Origin of the sequence: Halorubrum sp. Boch-26 (genome assembly GCF_029889805.1) — an archaeon.
GTDB lineage: Archaea > Halobacteriota > Halobacteria > Halobacteriales > Haloferacaceae > Halorubrum.
The window spans coordinates 1-26,624 of the sequence record NZ_JARANT010000017.1 but is presented as its reverse complement, the minus strand read 5'-3'; the positions used below and the strand labels follow the sequence as shown (position 1 = coordinate 26,624).

Annotated in this window: 28 protein-coding genes and 1 tRNA gene; 14 read left to right on the top strand and 15 right to left on the bottom strand. The window is 68.3% G+C overall.

Features of this window, described 5'->3' with window-relative positions:
• Window positions 1–85: 85 nt before the first annotated feature.
• The gene (locus OQF71_RS04245; RefSeq protein ID WP_280586013.1) at window positions 86–541 is read right to left on the bottom strand and encodes a hypothetical protein; all 456 of its coding nucleotides are present in this window, start codon (window positions 539–541) and stop codon (window positions 86–88) included.
• A 254-nt stretch (window positions 542–795) separates the two neighbouring features.
• Here OQF71_RS04245 and coxB point away from each other — a divergent pair, with 254 nt between their 5' ends.
• Window positions 796–1,557 carry a cytochrome c oxidase subunit II gene (gene coxB, locus OQF71_RS04240; RefSeq protein ID WP_280586012.1) on the top strand — a complete coding sequence of 254 codons (762 nt, stop codon included), beginning with the start codon at window positions 796–798 and terminating at the stop codon, window positions 1,555–1,557.
• Complete coding sequence (locus OQF71_RS04235; RefSeq protein WP_280586011.1) at window positions 1,554–4,052, top strand: cbb3-type cytochrome c oxidase subunit I; 2,499 nt, start codon at window positions 1,554–1,556, stop codon at window positions 4,050–4,052. Before coxB ends, OQF71_RS04235 begins: the two co-directional genes overlap by 4 nt.
• Before the next feature lie 87 nt (window positions 4,053–4,139).
• On the opposite strand, the gene OQF71_RS04230 is transcribed toward OQF71_RS04235, so the two are convergent.
• Window positions 4,140–4,661 carry a zinc ribbon domain-containing protein gene (locus OQF71_RS04230; RefSeq protein ID WP_280586010.1) on the bottom strand — a complete coding sequence of 174 codons (522 nt, stop codon included), beginning with the start codon at window positions 4,659–4,661 and terminating at the stop codon, window positions 4,140–4,142.
• Window positions 4,662–4,740: 79 nt separating this feature from the next.
• On the opposite strand from OQF71_RS04230, the gene OQF71_RS04225 reads away from it, so the two are divergent.
• Both OQF71_RS04225 and OQF71_RS04220 read left to right on the top strand, forming a co-directional pair.
• A complete protein-coding gene (locus tag OQF71_RS04225; protein ID WP_280586009.1) occupies window positions 4,741–4,881 on the top strand; it encodes a hypothetical protein in 141 nt (46 codons plus the stop codon).
• 85 nt (window positions 4,882–4,966) lie between these two features.
• A complete protein-coding gene (locus OQF71_RS04220) occupies window positions 4,967–5,959 on the top strand; it encodes an NAD-dependent epimerase/dehydratase family protein (protein WP_280586008.1) in 993 nt (330 codons plus the stop codon).
• 46 nt (window positions 5,960–6,005) lie between these two features.
• Here OQF71_RS04220 and OQF71_RS04215 read toward each other — a convergent pair whose 3' ends face one another.
• On the bottom strand, window positions 6,006–6,755 hold the full coding sequence (locus OQF71_RS04215; RefSeq protein WP_280586007.1) for a GNAT family N-acetyltransferase: 750 nt from the start codon (window positions 6,753–6,755) through the stop codon (window positions 6,006–6,008).
• Window positions 6,756–6,873: 118 nt separating this feature from the next.
• On the bottom strand, window positions 6,874–7,149 hold the full coding sequence (locus OQF71_RS04210) for a cytochrome C oxidase subunit IV family protein (protein ID WP_280586006.1): 276 nt from the start codon (window positions 7,147–7,149) through the stop codon (window positions 6,874–6,876).
• Window positions 7,150–7,315: 166 nt separating this feature from the next.
• Between OQF71_RS04210 and OQF71_RS04205 the strand changes: the two genes are divergently transcribed.
• The gene (locus OQF71_RS04205; RefSeq protein WP_280586005.1) at window positions 7,316–7,834 is read left to right on the top strand and encodes a hypothetical protein; all 519 of its coding nucleotides are present in this window, start codon (window positions 7,316–7,318) and stop codon (window positions 7,832–7,834) included.
• An 88-nt stretch (window positions 7,835–7,922) separates the two neighbouring features.
• Here the strand turns inward: OQF71_RS04205 and OQF71_RS04200 are convergent, their stop codons facing one another.
• Window positions 7,923–8,456: a halocyanin domain-containing protein gene (locus tag OQF71_RS04200; protein ID WP_280586004.1), complete on the bottom strand. Its 534-nt coding sequence runs from the start codon at window positions 8,454–8,456 to the stop codon at window positions 7,923–7,925.
• A 148-nt stretch (window positions 8,457–8,604) separates the two neighbouring features.
• Between OQF71_RS04200 and OQF71_RS04195 the strand changes: the two genes are divergently transcribed.
• From OQF71_RS04195 to OQF71_RS04180, 4 genes are all read left to right on the top strand, one after another.
• Window positions 8,605–9,195, top strand: a complete 591-nt coding sequence (locus OQF71_RS04195; RefSeq protein WP_280586003.1) for a hypothetical protein — start codon at window positions 8,605–8,607, stop codon at window positions 9,193–9,195.
• A gap of 53 nt (window positions 9,196–9,248) precedes the next feature.
• Window positions 9,249–10,436, top strand: a complete 1,188-nt coding sequence (locus OQF71_RS04190; RefSeq protein ID WP_280586002.1) for a redox-regulated ATPase YchF — start codon at window positions 9,249–9,251, stop codon at window positions 10,434–10,436.
• A 92-nt stretch (window positions 10,437–10,528) separates the two neighbouring features.
• Complete coding sequence (locus OQF71_RS04185; RefSeq protein ID WP_280586000.1) at window positions 10,529–11,359, top strand: amidohydrolase family protein; 831 nt, start codon at window positions 10,529–10,531, stop codon at window positions 11,357–11,359.
• A gap of 40 nt (window positions 11,360–11,399) precedes the next feature.
• A complete protein-coding gene (locus tag OQF71_RS04180) occupies window positions 11,400–11,906 on the top strand; it encodes a DUF371 domain-containing protein (RefSeq protein WP_280585999.1) in 507 nt (168 codons plus the stop codon).
• 137 nt (window positions 11,907–12,043) lie between these two features.
• On the opposite strand, the gene OQF71_RS04175 is transcribed toward OQF71_RS04180, so the two are convergent.
• A complete protein-coding gene (locus OQF71_RS04175) occupies window positions 12,044–12,646 on the bottom strand; it encodes a CoA pyrophosphatase (protein ID WP_280585998.1) in 603 nt (200 codons plus the stop codon).
• Window positions 12,647–12,822: 176 nt separating this feature from the next.
• On the opposite strand from OQF71_RS04175, the gene proS reads away from it, so the two are divergent.
• From proS to OQF71_RS04160, 3 genes are all read left to right on the top strand, one after another.
• A complete protein-coding gene (gene proS, locus OQF71_RS04170) occupies window positions 12,823–14,298 on the top strand; it encodes a proline--tRNA ligase (RefSeq protein WP_280585997.1) in 1,476 nt (491 codons plus the stop codon).
• 126 nt (window positions 14,299–14,424) lie between these two features.
• Window positions 14,425–15,603 (top strand): hypothetical protein, encoded by a 1,179-nt coding sequence (locus OQF71_RS04165; RefSeq protein WP_280585996.1) that lies wholly within the window; start codon window positions 14,425–14,427, stop codon window positions 15,601–15,603.
• 142 nt (window positions 15,604–15,745) lie between these two features.
• Window positions 15,746–17,032 (top strand): hypothetical protein, encoded by a 1,287-nt coding sequence (locus OQF71_RS04160; RefSeq protein WP_280585995.1) that lies wholly within the window; start codon window positions 15,746–15,748, stop codon window positions 17,030–17,032.
• Between the two features lie 32 nt (window positions 17,033–17,064).
• Here OQF71_RS04160 and OQF71_RS04155 read toward each other — a convergent pair whose 3' ends face one another.
• On the bottom strand, window positions 17,065–17,196 hold the full coding sequence (locus OQF71_RS04155; protein WP_280585994.1) for a rubrerythrin-like domain-containing protein: 132 nt from the start codon (window positions 17,194–17,196) through the stop codon (window positions 17,065–17,067).
• A gap of 209 nt (window positions 17,197–17,405) precedes the next feature.
• Here OQF71_RS04155 and OQF71_RS04150 point away from each other — a divergent pair, with 209 nt between their 5' ends.
• Window positions 17,406–17,609 carry a hypothetical protein gene (locus tag OQF71_RS04150; RefSeq protein ID WP_280585993.1) on the top strand — a complete coding sequence of 68 codons (204 nt, stop codon included), beginning with the start codon at window positions 17,406–17,408 and terminating at the stop codon, window positions 17,607–17,609.
• Window positions 17,610–17,777: 168 nt separating this feature from the next.
• Here the strand turns inward: OQF71_RS04150 and OQF71_RS04145 are convergent.
• From OQF71_RS04145 to OQF71_RS04110, 8 genes are all read right to left on the bottom strand, one after another.
• A tRNA-Thr gene (locus OQF71_RS04145) sits at window positions 17,778–17,850 on the bottom strand.
• Window positions 17,851–18,465: 615 nt separating this feature from the next.
• Window positions 18,466–18,855: a peptide ABC transporter ATP-binding protein gene (locus tag OQF71_RS04140; protein ID WP_280585992.1), complete on the bottom strand. Its 390-nt coding sequence runs from the start codon at window positions 18,853–18,855 to the stop codon at window positions 18,466–18,468.
• On the bottom strand, window positions 18,842–19,063 hold the full coding sequence (locus OQF71_RS04135) for a hypothetical protein (protein WP_280585991.1): 222 nt from the start codon (window positions 19,061–19,063) through the stop codon (window positions 18,842–18,844). Before OQF71_RS04135 ends, OQF71_RS04140 begins: the two co-directional genes overlap by 14 nt.
• Before the next feature lie 139 nt (window positions 19,064–19,202).
• On the bottom strand, window positions 19,203–20,213 hold the full coding sequence (locus tag OQF71_RS04130) for a class I SAM-dependent methyltransferase family protein (protein WP_280585990.1): 1,011 nt from the start codon (window positions 20,211–20,213) through the stop codon (window positions 19,203–19,205).
• A gap of 140 nt (window positions 20,214–20,353) precedes the next feature.
• Window positions 20,354–21,856, bottom strand: a complete 1,503-nt coding sequence (locus tag OQF71_RS04125; RefSeq protein ID WP_280585989.1) for an MATE family efflux transporter — start codon at window positions 21,854–21,856, stop codon at window positions 20,354–20,356.
• 101 nt (window positions 21,857–21,957) lie between these two features.
• Window positions 21,958–22,389, bottom strand: coding sequence for an EamA family transporter (locus OQF71_RS04120; protein WP_280585987.1), 432 nt, complete (start codon window positions 22,387–22,389; stop codon window positions 21,958–21,960).
• 30 nt (window positions 22,390–22,419) lie between these two features.
• Window positions 22,420–24,159, bottom strand: coding sequence for a histidine kinase N-terminal 7TM domain-containing protein (locus tag OQF71_RS04115; protein ID WP_280585986.1), 1,740 nt, complete (start codon window positions 24,157–24,159; stop codon window positions 22,420–22,422).
• Between the two features lie 86 nt (window positions 24,160–24,245).
• The gene (locus OQF71_RS04110) at window positions 24,246–25,313 is read right to left on the bottom strand and encodes a UbiA family prenyltransferase (RefSeq protein WP_280585984.1); all 1,068 of its coding nucleotides are present in this window, start codon (window positions 25,311–25,313) and stop codon (window positions 24,246–24,248) included.
• A gap of 193 nt (window positions 25,314–25,506) precedes the next feature.
• On the opposite strand from OQF71_RS04110, the gene OQF71_RS04105 reads away from it, so the two are divergent.
• On the top strand, window positions 25,507–26,274 hold the full coding sequence (locus OQF71_RS04105) for a VOC family protein (RefSeq protein ID WP_280585983.1): 768 nt from the start codon (window positions 25,507–25,509) through the stop codon (window positions 26,272–26,274).
• Window positions 26,275–26,624: the final 350 nt, after the last annotated feature.

Genomic DNA, 26,624 nt, shown 5'->3' with positions numbered 1-26,624 from the left:
ACGCCGTCGGCCTCTACCGACGTGATCCGGTGGCTCGGCGGATCCGGAGCGAACGCACGAAGGAGAAGAGCAGACGGAACCGACCTCAGCCGACGACGCCCACGAGGAGCTGGACCGCGATGAGGACGAGGAAGACGAGTCCGGCGGCGAACGACCCGGCAGCGACGCCGTGCGCGTTGCCGAGTCCGCGGTTTCGGGTGCCGAAGTACGCACCGAGGAAGACGAATCCGGTCACCAGTAGTCCGACCGCGGCGTAGGCGACGCCGAGGAGGCTCCCGGAGAGCCCCTCGGGGAGCCCGAAGTCGCCGACTGCGAGCAGGGCGACGCCGCCGACGCCGACCGCGATGGCGACGAACGCGACGGCCCAGACGACCGGCTTCTGAATGAAATCCCGAAGCGCGCCGACGATCGCGGCGTATCTGTCGGGCGATCCGTCCGTCCCGGGCGCCGTTCGCTGCGCGCCGATCCTCGCGACGGCGAGGAACGTGGCTGCGGCAAGCAGCCCCATTAGTGCCGTGCTCAGGAGCGTGAGTGAGACCATGGTGGGTTTCGTTATTAGGCGGTCCGTTCGCGTGTACAAATAGCCTTCGTATACACGTTCGGACCAGTACCGGAGACGCGTCCGGACCGCCTCCCCACAGACAGCCGCTTCGGGGCGGGTCGGTCGGTACCGGTCTGGCGTTGTCGGCGTCGTGGAGGTGTCTCGCCCGGGGGGTCGTTACAGCCCTTCTGGTCGCGCTACACAAGAGCTAAGTGTGCCATCGCCAAGGGGGACACAAGAGCAGACAGACGAACATGATAGATCCAATTATCCTGCAACAGGGGAGCGACTGGCGCGCGCAGGCGGAGGTCTTCGACGAGATCTTCTTCGTCTTCCTCGCGCTCGGTACGCTCGTCGGTACAATCGTCGTCGCGTACACGCTGTGGAACGTGTACAAGTACCGCGACGACGGGGGCGAACCGAAAGCGGACTTCGACGCGCCGGTGGTCGGCGAGCTTCCGACGGGACAGGGCGGTCCGAAAGCGAAGAAGCTCTTCCTCTCGTTCGGGTTGAGCGCGATCGTCGTCATCAGTCTCGTCGTGTACGCGTACGGGATCCTCCTCTACGTCGAGGAGGGCCCCGACACGAGTGGGGAGGGAGACATCGAGATCCTCGTCGAAGGGTACCAGTTCGGCTGGGAGTACGAGTATCCGAACGGCCACACCACGACGGGCGAGATGATCGTGCCGGCCGATCAGCGGATAGACATCGCGGTGACCTCACGCGACGTGTGGCACAACTTCGGCTCGTCGGAGCTACGGATAAAATCCGACGCTATCCCCGGAGAGACCAACACCAACTGGTTCTCCGTGAGTTCCGAAGAGGTCGAGGCGCAGGGCGGCGAGGCGACGTTCAGGGTCGAGTGCTTCGAGCTGTGCGGCTCGGGGCACTCGGCGATGAAGGGCCAGATCACGGTCCTCCCGCAGGACGAGTGGGAGGAGTGGTACGAGGACACGGGCGGTAGCTCCTCCAGCGCGAGCATCGACGCCGCCGCCGTCGGAGGTGTCCCCGCATGAGCGAACTCCCGCCGACGACGTCCGTCAAGCGCTGGCTCGTCACGACCAACCACAAGGACATCGGCATCCTCTACACGATCACCGCGCTGTTCTTCCTGCTGTTCGGCGGCGTGCTCGCGCTGCTGATCCGCGTCCAGCTCTGGGACCCGGCCAACCAGGTGCTGTCCGGGCTCGCGTACAACGAGGCGGTCACGGCCCACGGGCTGATAATGGTGTTCTGGTTCCTCTCGCCGTTCGGGTTCGGATTCGCGAACTACTTCGTCCCGCTCCAGATCGGCGCCGACGACCTAGCGTTCCCGCGGCTGAACGCGCTCTCGTACTGGATGTACCTGTTCTCCGGCGTGCTGCTGGGGATTAGCTTCTTCCAGGGCGGCACGCTGAGCGCGGGCTGGACGATGTACGCCCCGCTCAACATCCCGATGTACACGCCGAGTATCGGGTCGACGGGGGCGGTCCTCGCGCTCGCGATGTTCACCATCGGTATCACGGCGTCGACGGTGAACTTCCTCACGTCGATCCACCACTCCCGGGCCGAGGGGATGGGGATCATGGACATGCCGATGTTCACCTGGGGGATCCTCGCGACCGTGTGGATGATGCTGTTCGCGTTCGCCGCGCTGCTCGCCGTCGGGCTCATCCTCGCCTCCGACCGCGTGCTCGGCTCGGTGTACTTCTCCGCGACCGAGGGCGGCTCCCTCCTGTGGGGGCACCTGTTCTGGTTCTTCGGCCACCCGGAGGTGTACATCGTCTTCTTCCCGGCGTTGGGGGTCATGCTGGAGCTGTTCCAGACGTTCTCCGGGCGCCGCCTCGTCGGTCGGAAATGGGTGATCATCTCCATCTGTCTCATCTCCGTCCAGTCGTTCCTCGTGTGGATGCACCACATGTTCCTCACGACGATCAACCTGGAGATCAAGACACTGATGATGGCGACCACCATCGGAATCTCGCTCCCCTTCGATCTGGTCGTGTTCTCGCTGATCTACACGCTGATTAAGGGGCGGATCCAGTTCACGACGCCGTTCCTCTTCGCGTTCGGCGCGCTGCTGTTGTTCATCCTCGGCGGTATCACGGGGGTGTTCCTCGGCGCCATCGTCCTCGACTACGAGTTCCGTGGCACCTACTGGGTGGTCGCGCACTTCCACTACGTCATGTTCGGGGGCGCGACGGCGCTGTTCGGCGGCGCGTACTACTGGTTCCCGAAAGTGACCGGGAAGATGTACGACGAGCTGCTGGGGAAGCTCCACTTCGTGATCTTCTTCGTCAGCTTCAACATGGTGTACTTCTCCATGTTCCTCGGCTGGGAGACTCCCCGCCGCGTCTTCGAGTACAACCCCCAGTTCCAGACGTTCCACCAGATCGGAACGATCGGGGCGTTCATCCTCGGGTTCTCCTTCTTCATCATGTTCTACAACTTCGCGAAGTCCTACGTCGCCGGCGAGCCCGCCGGCGACAACCCGTGGGACTACTCGCGGACCGCTGAGTGGGCCGTCTCCTCGCCGCCGCCCCTCGAGAACTGGCCGAACCGCCCCTCGTACGCGTCCGGCAAGCTCGAGTTCGTGAAAGATTACGTGCCCGACGGCGGTCCGGCGGTGAAGGCCGACGGCGACGGCAACGCCGCGACCGACGGCGGGAACAGTCACTCCGACCACATCAAGGAGTACCCGTACTGGGACAAACACCCGAGCCACGCGAGCATCTGGCCGTTCGCCCTCTCGCTGATGACCGGGTTCTTCCTGTTCGGGCTCTCGGGATTCTCCGACTCGGTCACGTTCATCGTCGGCGAGACGCTCGCGTCGACGAGCGTCGAAATCTCGAACGCGGTGTACCCGGTGTTCATCGTCGTCGGACTCGTCGGGCTGATCGCGAGCGGCGTGAAGTGGGGGTTAGAGGACTTCTACGCGCCGCCGAGCGAGTTCGCCGAGCGGTGGCCGTTCAACGGCGTCGAGAAGGTGAAGCTGGGAATGTGGTTCTTCCTAGCGTCCGACGTGATCGTCTTCGGCGCGTTCCTCTCGGCGGCCATCTTCGTCCGGTACAACGCCGGGTGGATGACGTGGGAGCCGCTGACGGAGTCGCTCCCCGGCCTCATCAACACGTTCGTGCTGATCACCTCCTCGTTCACCGTGATCTTAGCGCTCGTCGCCGCCCACCGGAACAGCCGGCAGGGGCTGTTGGCCTCGCTGGGGGCGACGATTCTGCTCTCGTTCACGTTCCTCGGAATCAAGATGTGGGAGTGGCATCACGAGGTGTTCGACCGCGGCGTGATGATCGGCTCGAACGCCCACGGGGACCCGATTCAGGCGTCGATCTACTACGTCACCACGGGGCTCCACGGGCTCCACGTCGTCATCGGCGTCCTGATCGCCTCCTACCTGTTCGTCCGGGCCTACCAAGGCCACTACCTGGACGACGAGCGGCCGGTGGAGTACTTCGGCCTCTACTGGCACTTCGTCGACATCGTCTGGGTGTTCATCTTCCCGCTGTTCTACCTCTTCTGAGGCGGCGTTCGCCGTCGCGTTCCGTTTTTGTCGGATTCTTTTTCGGTCGGCCGCGTCAGGGTAGCCCGCGCGTCGCTCGTGCCGACTTCACTCGTCGACCGGCTCGGCGCACCACTGACAGAAGTTGAACGCCGGGTCGGTCGCGCGGCCGCAGTGCGGACACGACACCGCCTCAGCGTCGCCCCCGTCGTCGACCGTCGACCGGTCGGACCGATCGGTCAGCGTCCCGGTGTCCGTCTGTTCCGTTGACGCTCCCGGATCCGCCCGCTCCGGCGCCGTTTCCGAGTTCGCTCGGCCCGAGAGCGCTCCCGTGTTCGGCCGCTGGTCGCGTTCGTACGCGCGGTTGTTGCGGAGCGCGAGGACGTACGCGTCGATCACGCTGGCGGCGACGACGAGCACGGCCGGGGCGATATCGGCGACCGGCGGCGGGTCGCCGGCGACGAGTCGGTCCACCGCCGCGTCGGGAACGACGAGAACGAGCGTCGCGGTCACCGCGACGTACCAGCCGAACGCGCGCGCCCAGCGGCGGAGGTAGGCGTGTCCGAGCCCGGAGACGACGAGCGCCAACAGGACGGCGAGCCACGGTCGACGGCGACTGCGGTCTGTCATGGCGCGAGGTACGGACCCCGGAACCGTGTAACTGCTCCTCGCTCGGAGCGTTTATCAGGCCGAGACGCTGAGTAACGGTATGCTCGGTATCCCGACCGGCGACTTTCTCATCGGGATCGGCTACGCGATGTTCGGGGTCGGAACGTGGGTCCTCGGGCTCGGGATCGCGTACCTACTCTACAGGCGGTGGCGAGCCGACGGGCCGCGCGCCGACGACTGAGGGGTGGATGTCCGATCCGCCCGCCGGTTCGCCTGCCCCGGTCCGCTTCGGTCACGCTTTTGAGGGCGCTGGCCCGAGGATCGGTATGACCGACACGGCGCTCGTTATCGGCGGCACGCGGTTCATCGGCCGGCACACCGTCTCCGACCTGCTCGCGAACGGGTACGAGGTAGCGATGTTAAACCGCGGGACCCGCGAGAACCCGTTCGCCGACGACGACCGCGTGACGCACGTCGAGGGCGACCGGACGAACGAGCGCGCCCTCCGAACGGCGAAGCTCTCCGCGGAGCCCGACATCGTGATCGACTGCGTCGCCTACCACCCCGGCGACGTGGAGACCGCGGTCGACGTGTTCGCCGACGTGGAGGGGTACGTGTACGTCTCTTCGGGGTCCAGCTACGCCGACGAGGAGATCCCCAAACGAGAGGGCGAGACGCCGCTGCAGCCGTGTACGCCCGAACAGGCGACCGACGAGAGCATGGAGACGTACGGCAACCGGAAGGCCGAGGGCGACCGGACCGTGTTCGAGGCCGCCGAGGAGGGAGTCAACGCGACTGCGGTCCGGCCGTGTATCGTTTACGGTCCGTACGACTACACGGAGCGACTCGACTACTGGATCGACCGGGTGCTCTCGTACGACCGCGTCGTCGTTCCCGGGGACGGGCAGAACCTCTGGCATCGGGCGTACGTCGAGGACGTCGCGAGCGCGCTCCGGGTCGTCGCCGAGCGCGGCGACCCCGGGGCGGCGTACAACGTCGGCGATCGACGAGCGCTCACCCTCGAGGAGACGGTGGCGACGATCGCCGAGGTCGCCGGCACCGATTGCGAGGTCGTGCCCGCGAGCGCCGACGCCCTCGCGGCCGGCGGGCTCGAACCGGACGACTTCGCGCTCTACCGCGAGTACCCGCACCTGCTCGACACGTGCGCGCTCGCCGGTCTCGGCTGGGAGTCGACGCCCGTCGACGAGGCGATGGCGCGGACCGTCGCCGAACACCGGGAGGCCGAGCGCGACGGGAGCGAGTGGGACCCCGGGCGCGAGGCCGAAGAGCGCGTGTTAGGCGTGAAAGAGACGCTGTAGGTCGGCGGAGTCGCCGCGGGCCGATCGGTCGATCGCCGGGCGGAGTTCAGTAGGCGGCGTCCCAGCGCGACGGTTTCCGGCGGTTCCCGCAGTCGGCGCACTCCATGCGGTCCATCGTGTCGATGGCGATGTCGGTCCCCTCGCAGTTTCCGCAGAAGTAGCCGTACCGCTGCTCACGGTCGGGGTCGGCGTACGCGACGTAGAAGGGGCCGAGCGAACCCCGCTCGTTCTCGTCGAAGGCGACGTAGACGGTGTCTCCGGCGGCCGTCTCGACGACGCCCTCGGAGATACCGGTCAGTCGACTGACCTGTTTGCGGTACTCTCGCTCGTCGAACGTCTCCTCGCCGATCTCCACGGAGCGCTCGCCGACGAGCTCGTACCCCTCGCGCTCGTAAAACGTGGTGCCGGCCTCGTTGGCGACGAGAACGCGTGCCTCGAGACGGTCGACGTCCGCGTCTCGAAGCTCCGCTTCGACGCGTTCGAGGAGGCCGGAACCGATCCCGGACTCGCGGTGGTCGGGGTGGACGTGGACCCAATCGATCTCGCCGACCCGCTCGCGGCGTCCGACCACGTAGCTCTCGGCGAATCCGACCACGTCGTCGTCGACGACGGCGACCGGACACACGGTCCGTTCGTCGTCGATGTCCGCGACGAGGTCGTCGGGGTCGTACCACTCGTCGACCGCCTCGGCCAACAGCGCCTCGTCGACCGCGTGGCCGTAGGAGGCGAGCAGCGACTCGCGGGCGACTTCTCGGATCGCGTCGACGTCGGCTGCGGTAGCGTCACGGAGTTGCATACACTACCGTTCGCACACGAGTACAAAAAACACGCCCGAACGTGTCAGAACTGCCGGGGCGACCGATCGGATGTCGGGGAGAAAGAGGGGAAGAGGAGAGAACCGCGAGCCGGCGGCGTTAGGAGATGGAGTACGTCGCCGCGGCCATCAACAGCATGGTGAGCGCGAGCGCGAGCGCCATCACGTAGGTCAGCGAGCGGTTCTCCCACCGGAGGTGCTGGAAGTAGGCGACGATGAGCAGCGTCTTGACCGTCGCGATCACCAGCGTCCCGCCGAGCGCTTGGGCGTACGTGAAGTCGAGGAACGTGGCCTCGAAGAGAACGAAGTTCAGCGTCGCGGCGACCAGGAGCGCGACGTATATCGCTGTGTACAGTTTGAGCGAATCGTCCGACATTGCTTGCCCACTCCTTCGTCCGTGTGCTTAAAGAATTAACCATCCGACCCCCGTTCCGGCGCGAGTTCGCAGTCCGTGAGGTCCCCGAGCGCGGCCCGCGGGACCCCGAAACGCCTATGCCTTCGACGCGCGGATCTGTCCTCGACTCCAACCCCGAGGCACCAACGTGGACCCGCTCGAACCGACCGACGACCTGCTCGAATCGCTGTACGTCGTCAACAAGGTCGCAAAGCAGTTCGCCGACGAGGCGACCGCCGCCTACGACCGCGGCGACGTCACCGAGAGCAACGTCCGCTCCGCACGCAAGGACGCCCTCTACCGAACGAAAACGGCGGTTCTGTCGCGGATCGTCGCTCACGAGGACGCACACGTTACCGGGGAGTACCACGCCATCGACGGCGACGTCTGGCTGTTCCTCGCGGTCGGCGACTGGCGGTTTCACCAGCCGCCGCGCGCCATCGGCGCCGATCTCGCGGGCGAGGTAAACATCGCGAACGCGCCCGAAGAGCCGATCGACGCCCCGTACGAGCGCGACGCGTCGGTCGAGCGCTCCGATCGGTCGCTGGAAGACGCCCTGATCCGGCTGGCGAACGCCGGCGTCAACGCGAACGACCACCTCGCGCGGCCGACCGTGACGAGCGAGCACGACCGCATCGTCGACGTGCGGTGGTCGTTCCTGCCCTGAACGGAGTCTCGGTCTCTCGGCGCTTCCGCTACCCGCATGGGCACCGACGCATCCGAAAAGCGAAACCCGCGGAGAGCGCGGACCGGCGTTAGCTCTCGACGACTTCGATGGCGCCGAGCATCCCGTTCGCTTGGTGGGGCGTACACTGGTAGAGCTGGATGCCGGTGTTGTCGAACGACTGTTCGAAGGTCTCTCCCTCTTCGCCGACCGCGTCGCCGCTGTTGAAGTCGGACTCCGACCCCTCTACGGAGGCGACGTTGTGGGCGCCGCCCTCGCCGGTCCACTCCCAGACGACGGTCGTACTGGAGTCGATCCGGATCGCCGCGGGATCGAACGCGAAGCCGACGTCGCCAGCTCCGACAGAAACCGTGACCTCGTCCTGTCCGGTGTAGTCGGCGATAGTGCCGTCGTACATACGGGCGTCCGCGAGGTACTCGTCGATTTCGCTCGGGACGTCGTCGAGGGCTTCTCCCGCGCCGTCCGAGCCGCCGTCAGAGCCATCCGAGCCACCGGAACCGTCTGACCCGTCCCCTCCGCCGCCGGAACAGCCGGCGATCGTTCCGAGGGCGAGCGCGGATCCGGTTCCGACGACGTACCGCCGTCTACTCAGCTTTTCAGACATCAGTTCAGATACGCCTTCGAGCCTTACAAACCTCTTGATACACACCGAATCATCGGAACGGCCGCAGGGGTTAAGTAGGCCCTCTGGCGATCGCTCGCGACCGCGCCGTCGGCGGATTTATTCGCCGGCGGCCCCCTGAACCGAACGTATGCGGGAGGACGAGCTGGCGGCGCGCGTCGTCGACCACTACGCGGCCGTCCACGACGATCCGGAGATCCGGCTGGAAGAGCCGTACGACGCGGAGGGGCGGCGCGGGGTCGTCGACGCGTACGTCCGGTTGCGGACCCCCGAGCGCGTCGACCACGTGATCGAACTGAAGGCCGACGCCGCCGTGCGCCGCGCGACCGGCGCGAACGAGGTCCTGCGACAGTACCGCCGCATGGAGCGGTACTTCCACGCCGACGAGCGCCACGCGATCCGACCGAAGCTGGGCCGCACCGAGCCGGGTGCGCGCTACCTGCTGCTGTTCGCGCCCACGCCGACCTGCGTCCACCACGTGGCCACGCACCGGTCGCTGTACGGCTCCGTCGACGTCGCGGCTCGCGTCGACGATGTCCCCGCCGTTCGGACCGTCGCGTTCCTGATCGGACTCGACGGCGACCCGGCGGACTTGGGGATGGTCTCGGTCAACGGCGGCGCCGAGTTCGGTTCCGCCGAGTTCCTCGGAGCGGTGCCATCCGACTCGCGGCTCGCGGAGAGCCTTCGGGGCGTCGACGACGCCCTCGTCGAGTTCCCGTAGCGGAGTCCAGCGGCGACCGAAAGGCGCTTTTCGTCCCGCCGCGATCCTCGACTATGATCACGGTCGCGTTGGCGGGGAAGCCGAACGCCGGGAAGTCCACGTTCTACACGGCCGCGACGATGGCCGACGTCGACGTCGCGAACTACCCGTTCACGACGATCGACGCGAACCGAGGGGTCACGCACGTCCGCACCGAGTGCCCCTGTCTCGACCGCGAGGAGCGGTGCGGGTCGGAGAACTGTCGCGGCGGGAAGCGGTACGTCCCCGTCGAGCTCCTCGACGTAGCCGGGCTCGTGCCGGGCGCACACGAGGGGAAGGGCCTCGGTAACCAGTTCCTTGACGAGCTGACGAACGCGGACGTCGTCTGTAACGTCGTCGACGCCTCGGGGGCGACGAACGCCGAGGGCGAGCCGGTCGAGGTCGGCTCGCACGACCCGCTCGACGACGTGGACTTCGTCGAGGAGGAGATGGACCTGTGGCTCGCGGGGATCGTCGAGGGTAACTGGGAGGGCGTCGAGCGCAAGTCGCGCTCGCCCGACTTCGACTTGGAGGAGTCGGTCACGGACCTGCTAACCGGGTTCGGCGCGACCGAGTACGACGTGACGGCGGTCCTCCGCGGGCTGGAGTATCCCGACGACCCGAAGGCGTGGAGCGACGACGACCGCGAGGCGCTCGCGCGGGCCATCCGGCGCCGCACGAAGCCGATCGTCGTCGTCGCCAACAAGGTCGACGCCGCGCCCGACGGCGCGCTCGACCGAATTCGCGAGGGAACGGACAAGCCCGTGATCCCGGCGACGGCCGACGGCGAGCTCGCCCTGCGCCGGGCGGCTGAGGCCGGCGTCGTCGACTACGACCCCGGCGACGACGACTTCGAGATCGTCGGCGAGGTCTCGGACGGCCAGCGGAAGGGTCTCGACGCGATCCGCGGCGTGATGGGCGAACACGGCGGAACCGGAGTCCAGACCGCGCTGAACGCCGCCGTCTACGACCTGCTCGATCGGATCACCGTCTACCCGGTGCAGGACGCATCGAAGTGGACCGACGGCACTGGGAACGTCCTCCCGGACGCCTTTCTGCTCCCGTCGGGAGCGACGCCGCCGGAGCTGGCGTACGCGGTCCACACCGACATCGGCGAGGGGTACCTCCACGCGGTCGACGCGCGCTCCTCGCGCCGGATCGGCGAGGGTCACGAACTGACCGAGGGCGACGTGGTGAAGATCGTCTCGACCGCCGGGCCGTGAGCGCGGGCCAGAGCGTAACCGGTCTCGACGCCCGCTCGACGGCGAGCGTGAGACCGACAGGCACATGCGGTTCCCCCGAGAGGGGCCGGTAGATGCTCGGGCTGGAACACGACTTCCGGATCGTCGACACCCGCGCGACGCTCGACCCCGACGAGTCTTCGGTCGCCACGCACGGGCGGGATATCTCCCCCGAGCGGCTGGAGCGCGAGATGCTTCAAGCGGGCGTCGTGCGCGCGGTCGCGAGCCCCGGCCGACGACCACCCGGCCGGAGCTACCTCCGGGCGAACAACGCGGTCGCGCGGCTCTCGATCGACCGCCCGTTCGTCGCGTTCGCCCGACTCAACGGCCCGCGCGATTCGGGGGACGGCCCGATCGCCGCGGTGCGGAACCTACGCGCCGAGCGCGACGACCACCACGCCCGGCCGGACGACGTCGAGCAGTACTCCTACGACGACCGCTTCCACGGGTTCACGCTCGTCCCGCACGCCGATGGGCTGCCGAACGAGGACGTGCTGGAGCGGCTGGAGTCGGCCGACCTCCCCCTCATCGTCCACGCCGGCAGGGAGTTCCCGCCCGAGTCGGTGGAGCGCGAGCTGCTCGATTACGACCTCCCGATCGTCCTCGCGAGCTTCGGCGGATACCCCCTCGACGCCGACCTGATGAACGAAACGCTCGACCTGCTCGACGAGTACGACCGACTCTACGTCGACACCACCGCCGTGCGCTACCGAGAGGTGCTCGAACGGGGCGTCTTAGAGCACCCCGATCGCGTCCTCTTCGGCTCCGGCGCTCCCGACGTCCACCCGAACGTCGGCGTGATGGAGGTGCTCACGCTCGACGTCTCCGAGGACCTGATGCGCCGCGTGCTGGCGAAGAACCCCGCCCGACTGATCCCTGCGCTCGCCGAGGGCGCGGACATCTGAAGCGACGGCCACTTGTTCCGCCGCCGCGGAGCCGTCGCATATGAGCGACTTCGAGGGCGACGCAGACGCTTCCCCCGCCGATCCCTTCGTCGAGGTCGTCCGCGCGACCGGCCACGAGCACGTCACCGCCGAGCACGCGAGCACCGTCGAGCTCACGACCGACGACTGGCTGACGCCCGCCGGCGACTGCATCGTCGGCGTCGAGGCCGACCGGGGGCCGCGCGACTTCTCCGCCGAGTTCCGTGAGACGTGCCGGGACGCGGACGCGACGATCACGGCGACCTTCGCGGTCGGCGAGCCGAATGATGACGCGGTCGGCGTCGACGATCCCGCGCACGTCGACGAAATCGTCGGCCGCGGCGACCCAGACCTCGCGCTCCTCGACGACCGATCGATGGTCGGCCGAACGAGCGACTACACCGAGGACGAGCGCACGATCTTCGTCGACGGCGACGGCGCGGCCGCGGACCTCGACCGCGACCTCGTCGACGCCCTCGCGGACGGGGCGCCGATGGCGCTGCGATTGGAAGTGGACCCCGCCGAGTGAGGCGATCACCGTCGATCCAGTACCAGCGATTTATAAGTAAGCGGCTGTGGCTTTGGAGGCGTTCACCGTCGATCGCATTCAACCAGTTATACGCGATCGCCTAGCGCTTCGGAAGCGGTCACCGCGCCGACACCCGTCTAAATGGGGAGTTCCGCGTCCGCTCCGACCACCCGGTCGACCTCCTCGGGCGCGCGCCAGTCGGAGGTCCGCTCCAGCAGCTGTACGACCATCCGGCCCGTCACGCCCCAAACGGTGTAGCCGTCGACGTGGAAGAAGTGGATTCGATGGTCGCCGTACTCCGGGTGACCGAGGCGGCGCTCGGACTCGTAGTTCGCGGGGTCGGTCAGCTCGGCCACGGGAAGCACCGCGACCTCGGCGACCTCCGACTCGTCGGGGACGTACTCGCGGTCGGGCGCGACGCCGACGAACGGCCGGATCCGGTACGCGGAGGAGGTCCGCGTGTCGTCGAGCCGCCCGATCACGTCGACCTCCCGGGGGCGCATCCCCACCTCCTCGTCGGCCTCGCGGAGCGCGGTGTCGGTCAGGGTCCGGTCGATCGGCTCGCGGCCGCCGCCGGGGAAGCTCATCTGACCGGGGTGTTCACCGAGGTGGGCGGCGCGCTTGGTGAAAAGCAGGTGGGCGTCGCCGTCCCGCTCGATGACGGGAGCCAGCACGGCGGCCTCGCGGCGGGCCCGAGTGACCGCCTCGGGCGTGTACCGGCGCAGCCCCGTCAGGTCCATGTCGGCCGTAGGTGCTCGGAGGGGGTTAACGTTTCCTCGCGTTCCGGCGATCTGAAACGAGGCCGAACGGGGCCGGTCAGGGAGGGTCGCGCCCGGCGTCGGATCCGGGCGACGGCGTCCGAACGACTCGCACGGCTTCGGACGTTTTAAGCCCGCGACCGACCCTTCACACGACAATGAGCGACGACGACCAGGAGCTCGGGATCACCGAGTCCAAGTCACACAACACCGGCGAGTGGTACGCCGAGGTCGTACAGAAGGCCGGGCTGGCCGACTACGGCCCCGAGGGGATGAGCGGGTTCATCGTCACCCGGCCGCGCGCGTACGCCGTCTGGGAGCGCCTGCAGGGCTTCCTCGACGCGAAGTTCAAAGACACCGGCGTCCAGAACGCGTACTTCCCGCTGTTCATCCCCGAGTCGTACCTCGAACGCGAAAAGGAGATCGTCGAGGGGTTCGACCCCGAGGTCGCGTGGGTGACCGAGGCGGGTACGAAGGAGCTCGAAGAGCGGCTCGCGGTCCGGCCCACCTCCGAGTCGATCATCACGCCGTACATCAGCCAGTGGGTGCGGAGCCACCGCGATCTCCCGCTGCGCGTGAACCAGTGGTGCTCCGTCGTGCGGTGGGAGGCGACCGAGACGAAGCCGTTCTTCCGCACGAAGGAGTTCCTCTGGCAGGAGGGCCACACCGCGCACGCGACGAGCGAGGACGCGTGGGACGAGACCATGACCCGGCTCGACCAGTACGAGTCCGTCTACGAGGACCTGCTGGCGATGCCCGTGTTGAAGGGCCAAAAGCCCGACCACGACACGTTCCCCGGCGCGGACACGACGACGACCGTCGAGGCGCTGATGCCCGACGGGAAGTCGGTGCAGGCCGGCACCTCCCACCACCTCGGGCAGTCGTTCGCGGAGGCGTTCGACATCACGTTCTCCGACGAGGACGAGGAGGACCGCATCGCCCACACCACCTCGTGGGGGCTCTCGTGGCGCGCGCTCGGCGCGCTGATCATGACCCACTCCGACGAGCAGGGGCTCGTGCTCCCGCCCGGCGTCGCTCCCGAGCAGGTCGTCGTCGTCCCGATCTGGCAGGAGGACACCAAAGACGACGTGCTGGCGTACGCCGAGGGCGTCGCCGACGACCTCGACGAGGCGGGCGTCCGCGTCGAGCTCGACGACCGCGACGAGCGCAACCCCGGGTTCAAGTTCAACGAACACGAGCTCAACGGGATCCCGCTCCGGATCGAGATCGGGCCTCACGAAGTCGAAGACGACGAGCTCACCCTCGTCCACCGTCCCGACGGGGAGAGCGTCGTCGAGGACCGCGACGACGTCACCGATGCCGTCCGCGACCACCTCGACGAGATCTACGCGAAGCTGTACGCGGCCGCCGAGGAGACGCTCGACGGCGAGGTCCGCGAGGCCGGAGACCGCGCCGAGATCCTCGGGACGCTCGGCCAGCACGGCGGCTACGTGAAGACGCCGTGGTGCGGGGACGAGGACTGCGAGGAACCGATCAAGGAGCCGATGGCCGCCGAGATCGTGATGGTCCCGTTCGAGGACGAGGACCCCCTCGTCGACGGCGACGGCGAGGAGACGTGCGCGATCTGCGGCGAGGACGCCGAGCGGACCGCCTACTTCGCCAAGTCGTACTGAGTCGGAGTCGACAGCGACGACATCGACCCGTTCAGCGCCGCCTCGCCGCGGTCATGCGTTTAATTCGCGTTGATCCGGCTTAACGAAGATCAGTTTATATAAGCATACGCCGTGTACCCTCAGGTAATGAACCGAGGGATCGCGCTCGTCATCGTCGCGGTCACGCTGATCGGCGTCGCCGGGATCGCCCCGGCCGGACCGGTCGGGACGGTCGTCGCGCAGGACGACCCAGTGGCGACGAACGAGACGGGCGAGAACGGCGAAACGAACGGGACCGACATCAGCCCCGGTGAGCGCCTCTCCGGTGTGCTCGGCGTCCAGCGGGCCGAGATCTCCGGCGAGGTCGAGTCGCGCGCGTTCGAGGTCGGTCTCAACCGGACGGAGACTCCCGAGGAGCGGGCCGACCTCGTCGCCGAGCGACTGAACCGGACGGAAGAGCGGCTGGCCGAGATCGAGCGGCGACAGTCGGAGCTCCGCGAGCGCCGCGCGGCCGGCGAGCTGAGCCCGGGCGCGTTCGCCGCGCGGATGGCGGAGACGAGCGCCCGGGCCGAGACGGTGAAACGCGAGGCGAATCGGAGCGCCGGCGTCGCCGGGGAACTCCCGGAAGCGGTCAGAGCCGATCGGGGCCTGAGCGAGGAGCGACTCGGGGAAGTTCGCCGGCGGGCAGGTGACGCGAGCGGCCCGGCGGTCGTGGCCATCGGTCGCGACGTCGCCGGCAACGACGTGGGCGGCCCGCTGGCCTCCGACCGACGCGGCCCGCCGGAGAACGCGGGGCCCGGAGACGGGCCGAGCACCGGTAACGGGCAGGGAGCGGGAGACGCCACGGGCGTCGGTAACGGATCGAGACCCGAAGACCGCCCGGGTGCGGGCGACGGTCCGCCGGACCGAGGCAACGTGACGGACGCCAACGCCAACAGGACGAACGCGAGCGGCGGCCCGACAGGTGCGGTCGGAAATCCGAGAAACGACGGCAGGAACCCCACGAACGAGAGCGAGCGGGGAAGCGGAGCCGACAACAGCGACCGCGGCAGCGGAGCCGACAACAGCGACCGCGGCAGCGGAGCCGACAACAGCGACCAGGGAAGCGGGACCGACCGCGGCAGCGGGAGTGACCAGGGAAGCGGAGCCGACAACAGCGACCAGGGAAGCGGGACCGACCGCGGCAGCGGGAGTGACCAGGGCAGCGGGACCGACCGCGGCGCCAACGCCGCGAACACAGTCGACACCGTCGCACAGCGTCTCGTCGACCCGTTGACGGACAGCGTCAATCTCGTCCAGCGAGCGGTCGGCAGCGTCGATGAATGAGGCAGGTCGCTCCGGCCGCGCCGCAGGATGACCGCGATCGGCCGGAGCGGAGGTCTCGCAGGGACGGCCGGCAGCCCGGGCACGGCCCGACCTCCCTTGTGAGATGGGAAGCGATTTATCTGAGCCACGTGACTACCTACCCGTGCAGCGAACGGTGGTCCTTCTCGTCGTTGCCGCGATCGTCGCCGGCACCGGCGTCGCGTCGATCGGGGCCGCACAGAGCGGCGCCGGCCTCCCGGGGGGCGGCTTCGACCAGATGGACGTCGCTCCGGACGACATCCTGATCGAAGTCACGGTCGAACCCGACGGCGACGCGGTCTGGGAAACCCAGTACCGGGTTCGCCTCGCGAGCGAGGACGAGAACCAGGCCTTCGAAGAGCTCCAAGCGGACGTGGAGTCGGACCCTGACGCGTACACGGAGCGGTTCGACGAGCGGATGCGCGCGACGGCCGACGCGGCCGGGGACGCGACGGGCCGCGAGATGAACGTCTCGAACGTCACCGTGACCGCCGAGCGGCGCGAGCTCCCGCAGTCGTACGGCGTCCTGACGTACCGGTTCGAGTGGCGCAACTTCGCGGCCGTCGAGGACGACCGGCTCCGCGTCGGCGACGCGGTCGACGCGCTGTTCCTCGATGAGACCTCGTCGCTCATCGTCTCGTGGAGCGACGGCTACCGGCTCGGCGAGGTCTCCCCGTCGCCGACGGAGACCCGTGAGGGCGCCGTCGTCTGGGTGGGACCGGTGGACTTCACCGAGGGCGAGCCGCGTGTGACGATCGAACCCGAGGGACGCGCCGCCGGACCGTTCCTGCTCGTCGGACTCGGGCTGCTCGCGGCCGTCCTCGCCGTGGTCGGCTACCGCCGTCGGCCGTGGGGTACATCGACAGCGGACACGGCGCCGGTGGCGGACGCCGCCGACACGACGGGGGCCGAGGCAGCCGTCGAGAGCGAAGACGCGACCGACGGCACGACTGCCGCGGGAGCGGCCGAAGCGAGTGCAGCCGCCGCGACCGGCGAGGAGTCGGTGATAGACGAGGGCGGATCGGGGACCGACGAGGGCGGATCGAGGACCGACGAGGGTGGATCGGGGACCGACGAGGGCGGATCGGGGACCGACGCGGACGAGGACGCTAACGGAGCGACGCCGCCCGTCGACGATGACCTGTTGAGCAACGAGGAGCAGGTGCTCAGGCTCGTCGAGGCCAACGGCGGCCGGATGAAACAGAAGCGGGTGGCCGAGGAGCTCGACTGGACCGCCGCCAAGACGAGTCAGGTCGTGACCGGGATCCGTGACGAGGGCGACCTCGACGGGTTCCGGCTCGGTCGGGAGAACGTGCTCTCGCTGCCCGAGTACGACTCGGCGGCAGAGGGCGATGCTCACGGCGAAGACGGCGACACTGACGGGAGAGGGGGGAAACCCGACGACAAGTGACGACCGCGACGGTCACTCGCACTCGACCGATGTCACAGGTCCCGAGACCGGCCGAGGTGCCGGAGCGCGCCGCCGCACTCGCACGTGCCGCCGGACTCCGTGCGGGCCCCGCATTCGAAACATTCGTACAGTTCACGTCCGTCGCTTTCGGTTTTCGGTCGCATATAGATTCATATGGCATCGATTAACATAGATACGCCCCTATTATTCTTTATAGAATATGAGATCGTTCCGGCGATGGGGTGGACGAACGATCGGATTCGAGACCAACGCGTGCGTGAGGGCGCCGATATACGGCCGTGCGCCCTTCGCGGACGGCCGGTAGGAGGGCTAGAACCCGGTCCTTTTTCACCGAAATCGACGTACGGTCGGTATGGAGTTCGGCTTCGACTTCGGGGCGAACGCGCCGACGGGCGTCTTCGCCCTCCACGCTGCAGTCGCCGCGTTCTTCCTGTATCTCGGGGCCGTGAACGCGGCCGCCGGCGAATCGCTCGGGCTCGCGTTGAACGGCCTCATCGGCCTCATGCTCGTTGCCGCCGGCGTCGTGGTGGCGCGGATCACCGAACGGCGGGTGTAGCTCAATCGTAATCACGACGCGGTATCCGCCTCCGCTACCGGTTCGTGTGCCTCTGATGCTTGTCGCACCGGGAGATATCACTACGTCACTTGCGTCAAACCACCCCCTGTTCCAGTAGCTGTACCGATAGAAATCCCTTCGCTAGGTGAAAGCTCGCTACAGCAGAAGAGCCGGAGGAGGGATTTGAACCCTCGACCTATTCCTTACGAAGGAATCGCTCTGCCAGCTGAGCTACTCCGGCGCGCGTCTAACAATTCCCGAACGGCAAAATAAGGGTTCCGAAACGACGACGGCACCGGGGGTGACGGAGCGGCCGTCCCCCGAAATTGGGTGATCGCGTGCGGCAGATATCCCCGCCGAGATTCATTTCAAAATACCGGACAAAACACGTTGATCCAGATGTTCTATCGAGAACAATCCCAAGTATATAAGGAAAAGGCATAAATACGTGTCTGTACCTCAATTAGAGTGTGATCGCACCGATCGCGCGCCGCGATGGCGGGGATCAACTCCCTCGACGGTGCGTGCCCGGTCGAAGCCCGTACCGGGCGCCGGTAGTCCCGTCGGTCGCACCCCCCACGGCGACCCGACGTGGCGGTCACCACTATCAGCGATCCACTACGGCCGCCGTGTGACCCACGTCTCCGACGTGCCAAGCGCGAAATCGCCTCTGGTCTCGACGGTCCGGCGGCCGCGGACTTTTGTCATGTGACGGGCCGCGCCGTCCCGACCCGCTCGTTCCCGGGTGGGACGGCGGCTGCGCTGTCGATCCGTACATCCGATCCCGTCGGCGATCGCCGACGGGAAAGTCGTTCGACGAGCGGCGCCCACCGAGCGACTCGACGCGGTGAGAGCCTCAGTTGAAGAGCCGACGCGGCGCGCTCGCGGCCGCCGAGAGGCCGCTCATCCCGGCCCCGAGGGCACCCGCGATCCGCACCTCCGCCGGCGCGACGCCGAGCTCGCGGGAGAGGACTCCCGGTCGCGCAGCGGCGCCGACGATCGCGACCGTCCGGCCACGGACGCGTACCTCTGTGGTGAGGTCCGTCGCGGTCAACAGCGCGGCCGGGCCACGGGCGTCACTGTCTCCGGGGAGGCGCCGAGCGACGCGGAGCGCGTCGCGGACGGTCGCTACCTCGACGAACAGGCGGTCGCCCGTCGAGCGGACGTCGAGGTCGACGCCGTCGACGGTGAGCGTCAGGTCCTCCGTGACGACCGAGAGCGGCGCCCTCGCGTCAGTCCCGTTCACGGGTCGTGACCCGAACGGTGCCATCGAGCCGCCAGTTGGCGTGCTCGGCGTCGTCGCCGGTGCCGCTCGGAACGTCGACGTTCATCTCCTCGAACTCGTACACGATCTCCGCGTTCCGGCCGGTCAGTCGGTCGTAGAGCCCGATAGCGAGGTCGGGCCACGTCGTCGTCTCGTCAATTTGCTCTTCCGGATCGACTGTATCACTCATAGACAATAGATACCACGAACCACAGTAGCATAAATCTGTCACACCGGCGAAGTCACGGGCGGCGGCGGCGGCTCGGAGTGACCGATCCGCGAGAATGGGGCCGCCGCTCGCACCGAGTTACGCAGCGACGGGACGACGCCTAGACCCGCGTCAGCCTGACGTCGAGACAGACGTTGTACTCGTGGGGCGCGTACGACCTGACGACGCGTTCGGTCTCGACGGCGACCTCGTACTCGTCGCCGGCGGCCTCGCGGATCGCCCGCGTCCCGGGGCCGAACGAGTCGTCCTCGTGCTGGATGTCGTAGTAGTGGACCGCGCAGTCGTCGCCGGCCAGCGCGACCGCCGTGTCGAGGAACTCGTCGGCGGAGTGCGGGAGGTTCATCACGAGGCGGTCGGCCGTGTCGGCGTAGTCGATATCGTCTCCGTCCGTGCCACCGACGAGGTCCCGAACGTCGCCCGCGACCGGAGTCACGCGGTCGGCGACCCCGTTCCGGGCCGCGTTCTCGCGGAGGTACGCGACGGCGCGCTCGTTGAGATCGCAGGCGACGACGTCGGCGCCGCGGGTCGCCATCGGGACCGCGTACGGGCCCACGCCGGCGAACATGTCGATGGCGGTCTCCTCCGGATCGACCTGCTCGATCACGCGGTGGCGCTCGGTGGCGAGCCGCGGCGAGAAGTACACCTCGGCGACGTCTAAGCGGAACTCGTGGCCGTACTCGCGGTGGACGGTCTCGGTGTCGTCGCCGGCCAACACGTCCCACTGTCGGACGCGCAGCTCTCCTTCGATCGGCGACGCGCGGTTGAGCACGGTCTCGCAGGGCACGTCGGAGGCCATCACCGCGTCGGCGATCTCGCGGGCCCGCTCGTCGTCGTCCTCGTCGACGATGACGATGTCGCCGAGCCGCTCCAGCGAGGGCTCGTACCCGAGGATCTCGGCGGGGGTCTGCGGGCGATCGCGCTCGGCGGCCTCGCGCTCGACGATATTCGCGTCGAGGTCGGCGGGAACCGCCTCGGGATCGACGACGGGGATGTAGATCGCGTCGCAGTCGACCGCGATCTCGTGGTCGCCGTCGAGGGCGTCGGCCTCGGCGAGCCGCTCGCGGACCGCCTCGCCGCGCTCGCGCTCGACCGCGACGCAGGGAACGCTCATTGTCGTGAGAACGCGGAGCGAGCCATAAACGCTGACGCTTTCGGTCGTTGGGGGGCGCGGCGCCGTTGCCGTCGGACGCAGCGCCGTCGAGCGCGGCGCGCCCGCAGCGCCTCCGCTTAATGGTCCGCGGGCGCCTCCGCTCAATCGTCCGCGGGCGCATCCGGGCGGTACGCCTCGCTTATCCCCTTCCACTTCCCGGAGCGGAACCGCCAGTAGTTGATCGCGGCTGGGATCGTCGTCTCCGCAAGGAACGCCATGTACAGGCCCCACAACCCGATCGCGGGGAGCGCGACCTCCGGGACCGTGAGCCCGGTCAGGGGCACGTCGAGCGCGGGCGTCGCGTCGTTGGCGCCGACGTACGCGAGCGGGATCGAGACGCAGAACATCCCGAGGAACTGGCTCGCGAAGGGAATTTTCGTGTCGCCGGCCGCGTCGAGCGGTCCCGCCGCCCCGCCCGAGACGCCTTGGAACACGACGGCGACGCAGGCGGCGTACACGAGGTTCACCGCGATGGGGACCTCCGGGCTCTGCGGGCTCTCCGCGAACAGCACCACGATGTCGGTCGCGAAGACCGCGATCAGCGCGGCGGAGACGACGTACGTCGCCACGGAGAATCGGATGATGTCGCGGGCGTACGCCTCCGCCTCGCCGGGGTCCTCGCCGCCGAGTTCCTGCCCGACCAGACTGGAGGAGGCGAGTCCGAACCCCCAGCCGGGCGTGTTCATGAGCCCCCAGATGCGCCGGGCGATGACGAACGCGGCGACGGTGTTCTCCCCGAACACGTCGAGGATGGCGAGCATCGGGAACTCCGCGACCGTCCACACGAGGTTGCGCGCCCCCACCGGGAGACCGATCTCGACGAGGTCGCGGAGCATGTCGGGGTTGAGATAGGAGCCGAACGGGTCGATACTGATCGGGAACTCGCCGAGGCCGGGGAGCCGTCCTCGAACGAGCCCACCGGCGAACGCGGCCGTAACGACGACGTTCGAGAGGACGGTGCCGTAGGCGGCGCCCTCGACGCCCAGCCCGAGTCCGAAGATGAACAGGGCGCTGAGCGCGATGTTCGCGAGCGCGCCGCCCGCCCGGGCCTGCATCGCGGTGTACGCGTCGTCGCAGCCGACCAAGACGCGGCTCCCGACGAGGTTGAGCGCGGCGAAGGGGACGCCGAGCCCGACGACGCGGAGGTACGCCGCCCCGAGGGCGATCGCGCGCTCGTTGCTGCTTAACACGCCGATGAGAGCGGGTGAGAACGTCCAGAACGCGGCCGACACCGGGATCGTGACGATCACGACGAGGAGGACGCTCGCGCGCACGGCGTCGCCGAGCTCGGCGTACGCCTCCGCGCCGTACCGCTGGGAGACCAGCGCGATGGTGCCGCCGGCGACGCCCCCGCCGATCGCGAAGGCGAGCCCCCAGTACGGGCCCGCGAACCCGACGCCGGCGACCGCGCTTGTGCCGACGGCGACGCCGACGAGCGCCACGTCGACGGCGTTCTTCGACATCCGAGCGATCCCCGTGACGATCCGCGGCCACGCCAGGTCCGTCGTCCGGACCACGCGGTGGCGGTCGATCAGTCCCGCCCTCGCGAGGGCGAAACCGATGTAAAGGATGAGCGTACGGAAGGGGTTGGGGAGACGGACCACTGCGGGTACGACCCTTTCCCGGTCGGCGCTAAAGGGATTTCGTCACGCGGCGGGCGTTTCCGGATCGGAGGACGGAAACGCTACATCGGGGTGAACTCACCTCAGGCCCCAGACACGAGGTACACCGACGCGGCGGCGAGGACGATCCCGAGCGCCTTGCGGGCCGTGAACGACTCGCCTAAAAAGAGAAAGCCGATCACCGACGAGAAAACGAGGAACATCGCGAAGATGGGCGTCACGACGCTCACCGGCCCCAGCGCGAGCGAGCGGTACAGCGCGAGGATGCCGATCCCGAGGAACACGCCGGCGGCGAGCACGTGGAGGATCTTCGGCGACCCGAGGTGGACGGCGAACCCCTGACCGGTGTACGCGAGCACGCCGACGGCCATACAGATGAGCAGGGTGTTGGAGACGACGACGGCGACGTCGCTCGGGACCGCGTCCGGTCCCGTGGTCGCGACCCGCATCAGCGGCGAGACGAGCGCGTACGCCCCCATCGCGAGAAGCGCGTAGGGGAGATAGGTGGCGTCCATACCGGCCGGTCGGCCGGGGCCAACTAGTGACTACCGACCCGCACCCGCGGACGCGCTCGTCTCGGCGTGCTCCGGGGGCGCCCCGTCGACCGGAGCCGCGTCGCCCGTGGGAACGGAGACGGTAACGACCGTCCCGCGGGGCTCCCGCTCCGCGAAGGAGACGCTCCCGCCGACCTGATCGATCCCCCACTTCACGATCCACAGGCCGATGCCGCTGCCGTGCTCCAGCGGCGTCTCGGTGCCGTTCGCTAGGACCTTGTACTCCGCCGGATCGATCCCCGGCCCGTCGTCGGCGACGGCGAGTTCGACCCATCCGTTCTCGATGGTCGCCTCGATCCACACGGACGGCGCGTCCGCGTCGTTGTGTTCGACCGCGTTCGAACAGAGGTTCGCCGCGACGGCGCGGAGGGTCGCCGGCACGTTCACGTCCGGCACGTCGCCGTCGATCGACACCCGCGCGTCGGGGAACTCCGTCCGCAGGTCCGCGACTGCCTCGTCGACTATCCCGGACAGCGGGACCGGCGGCTCCGGCTCCGAGACCGGGTCGAACAGCTCGCTGGCGGTCCGGGTCCGCTCGCTGAGATCGAGGATGCGCGAGGCGCTCTCCTTGACGACCGACAGCGCTCGCTCGTCGTTCGGGTTCGTCATCAGCCGGTCGGCGTATCCGTGGACCAGGTTCGTCTCGGTCCGGACGTCGTGGCGGAACACCCTGTTGAGCACGTTCAGCCGCTGCTGCTGGCCGAGGTACTCGCCCACGTCGTGGAAGACGACGAGCCGGCCGACCGCTCGACCGTGGTCGTCGGTCACGCGTCGCACTCTGGCCTCGTAGGGGCGGCGGCCGTTCCGTCCCACGATCGAAAGCGGGCCGACGTCGCCGCGTTCGTCGTCGAGCGCGTCGTAGCGGGGCACGACCGCGTTCGCCGCTTCGCCGACCGCCGTCCGGCGATCGATCTCGAACACGTCGGCGGCACACCGGTTCAGGTCGAGCACGTGGCCCTCGGTACCGACGACGAAGACGGGGTCGTGGAGCTGCTCGAAGACGAGTTGGCGCGCCCGCCGGCGCGGCGCGGGCGTGAGCGTGAGCAGCCGGAACCGAGAGAGCGCGAGGAGGTACGCGACCCCGGAGACGGCGAACGCGAGCGGCGTGGGGTCGAGCCCGGGCACCGGGATGGCTCCGGTGAGGTAGACGATGCTACTGATCCACGGCACCGCCGTACCCACGATCAGCGCCGCGCTCTGCCCTCGGAACGGACGGGCGTCGTCGCGGACGAGCCGGAGGATCGGGATCGACCCGATCAGCCCGAGCAGGTAGGTGTAGCCGGCGATGACGTAGTACCACGGACCCGGGTCGACGCGGAGGAACGACCCGACCGCGGTGTCGGCGACCTCCCGCTCGGCGACGACGAGTCCGCTCGGATCGCCCGTGGCGACGACGAAAACGGTTATCGCGGGCGCGACGCAGGCCGCCGCCACGACGCTCGGCCGCACGTACCGGTCCCGGCCCGTGTACTCCAGCGCGAACAACAGCCACCCCACCGGAACCAACACCACCCCGACCCACTGGACGTCGTACCAGAGCGCCTTCGCCGCGAGCGTCGACGCCTCCAGCTCGAAAACGAGGAACGTCGTCCACCAGACCTGCCCGGCGAGCAGCAGCGCGAGCCACGCCGCGCCCGCCTCCGGCCGCTCTCGCCACGCGAGGATCGCCGCGGACGTGCCGGTCACGACCGCGGCGAGCAGCGCGACTGAGAGCGGGGTCAGACCGATCACAGTTTATTCCAGACGAAGGAGACATAAACCATTTGTTACGCCGATCAGACATTACCGTCTGACCCAAGATCCGCGCGGGGGGTGGGTCAGCCGACCAGAGACAGCCCCGCGATAGCGACGCCGACGACGAGGTAGCTACAGTCCGGCGCGACGCCGAGGACCGACGCGTCGTCGATCCGGCCGGCGAGCGCGGTGATACACACCGACGCGGCGATGCCGAGACCGAGCGCCCCGACGAGCGGCCACGCGAGCACGCCGGCGACGGCCGCGGCCGTCACGGCGCCCACCGCGAGCAGGTCGACGCAGTACAGCACTTTTCGGGTCCGAGCGACACCGAGCACGACGGGAAGCGTCGCGACGCCGACCGCCGCGTCCGCGTCCACGTCCCGGACGTTCGGGAGCTCGGCGTCGACGAACGATCGCAGGAAGAAGTACGCGAAGACGACGGCGACGACCGGTCCCGGCGCCGCCCCGGCGAACGCGATCGGGAGGAACGTGAGCGCGGCCGCCCATCCGGTCGCGACGACGACGGAGTTGACGACGAGCACGTCCTTCAGGCGCGGAAGGCGGCTGCGTCCGCCGTCGGTGACTCCTGTGCCGACTCGGTCGGCGATCGGGTCGTCGGAAGCGACGCTCGCGAGGGCCACACCGACAGCGCGACCGAGATCCGGCAGCCAATCGGAGGCGTACGCGACCCAGAACGCGCCGGGAAGCAGAGTGAGCGCGAGCGCGAACGGCCCGCCCGCCACCGCGAGCGCGACCGCCACCCCGTAGGCGAGCGCGGCGGCAACCATGAGCAGATCTCCGTAGCGCCGGGCGAGCAGCGCTCGGTCCGGGGTGGACGCGATGTCCGCGTCCGCGTCGGCGACGTGATCGACGGTGTACACCGCGAAGGTGACGAGCGCGACGACCGCCGGAGCGGCCGTCAAGTGGACGCCCAACAGGACGGTCGCGATAAGCGCCTCGACGGCCGCGACGAACGCGGTGAACGGCGACCCCCGCGCGAAGGCGGCGGCGATCCGGCGGCCGTCGGCGCCCGCACGGGTCGGGGTCGGAGACGCGGTCGACGATGTCGCGGCCGCGGATGGTTCAGTGCGGTTCAACGAGTCGGTGCCCTCGGAGAACTCCGACGGCGGATCTCTCGTGTCTTCCATGATTCGAGGCCGACGCCGCCGCCGACCGGCCACGCCCGCCAACACGCACTTCCACGGCCGGGCATATCTATTCATTCCAGAAAAACTAAATAAAATGCCGATCCGGTTCGTTTTATTTCGCGGCGGAAGGGTCGGTTCAGTCGCCCGCGATCCCTTCAGTACGCTTTTGAGGCGAGCGGCCGATGTGTCTCACATGGACGGAACCTTCGACCACGTGATGATCCGCGTCGAGGACTTAGAGGAGAGCCTCGACTGGTACCAGGCACACCTGAACTACGAGGAGAAGGGCCGCTGGGAGGCCGACACGTTCACCAACGTCTACCTCGGTCCCGAGAGCGTTCACGAGGACGGCGCGCTCTTGGAGCTCACGTACAACCACGGCGACCACACTTACGAGATCGGCGACGCGTGGGGTCACATCGCCGTGCGCGTCCCCGAGGACGCGCTCCAGGAGTCGTACGACCAGCTGATGGCGGAGGGCGTCGAGGATTACCGCGACCCCGAATCCTGCGGCAACCGCTACGCGTTCGTGAAGGACCCCGACGGCCACGAGATCGAGATCGTCAAGCGCGACTACGGCGAGAAGTGGAGCATCGATCACACGATGATCCGCGTCGAGGATGCGGACGAGGCGCTCGGCTACTGGACCCGCAAGTTCGAGTACACCGAGAAGCCCGGGCGGTGGGAGGCGGACACCTTCGCGAACTACTTCATGGCCCCCGAGGACGCCCCGGAGGAGGCGATGAAACTGGAGCTCACCTACAACTACGACGGCCGCGAGTACACGATGGGCGACGGCTGGGGCCACCTCTGCGTCCGCGTCGACGACCTCGACGAGGCGTGGGACGCGCTGATGACCCGCGAGGCGCCGGACTACCGCGACCCCGCCTCCTGCGACCACGACTACGCGTTCACGAAGGACCAGGACGGCCACGAGATCGAACTGCTCGTTCGGGAGTAGATCGCGCCGTCTCGAACACGGTGGCTTCGACGCCGTCGGAATCCGTATCGGCAGGCGGGGGGAGTCGGCGACGACCGTGATAGATGTGCCAGTGACGGTTCGTCCGCGCCAGGACGGTATTTAAATAATTACGAGCGACGAGCCAACCGTTATTGACATCCTCCTCCGCGTGAACGCGGAGGAATCCCGAGCGGTGGGAGTTTCAGGTTCACAACCATGACTCCGCCACTTTGCGGGAACCCGTCTAACCCTGTCATCGTGGTCGGTGGCTGACTGGCGGTGCCAAACCGCCGGTACTCCTATCCTCGGCGTTGGTGACTCCCACCTGTTGTTTTTGCCAGCAGGGAGTC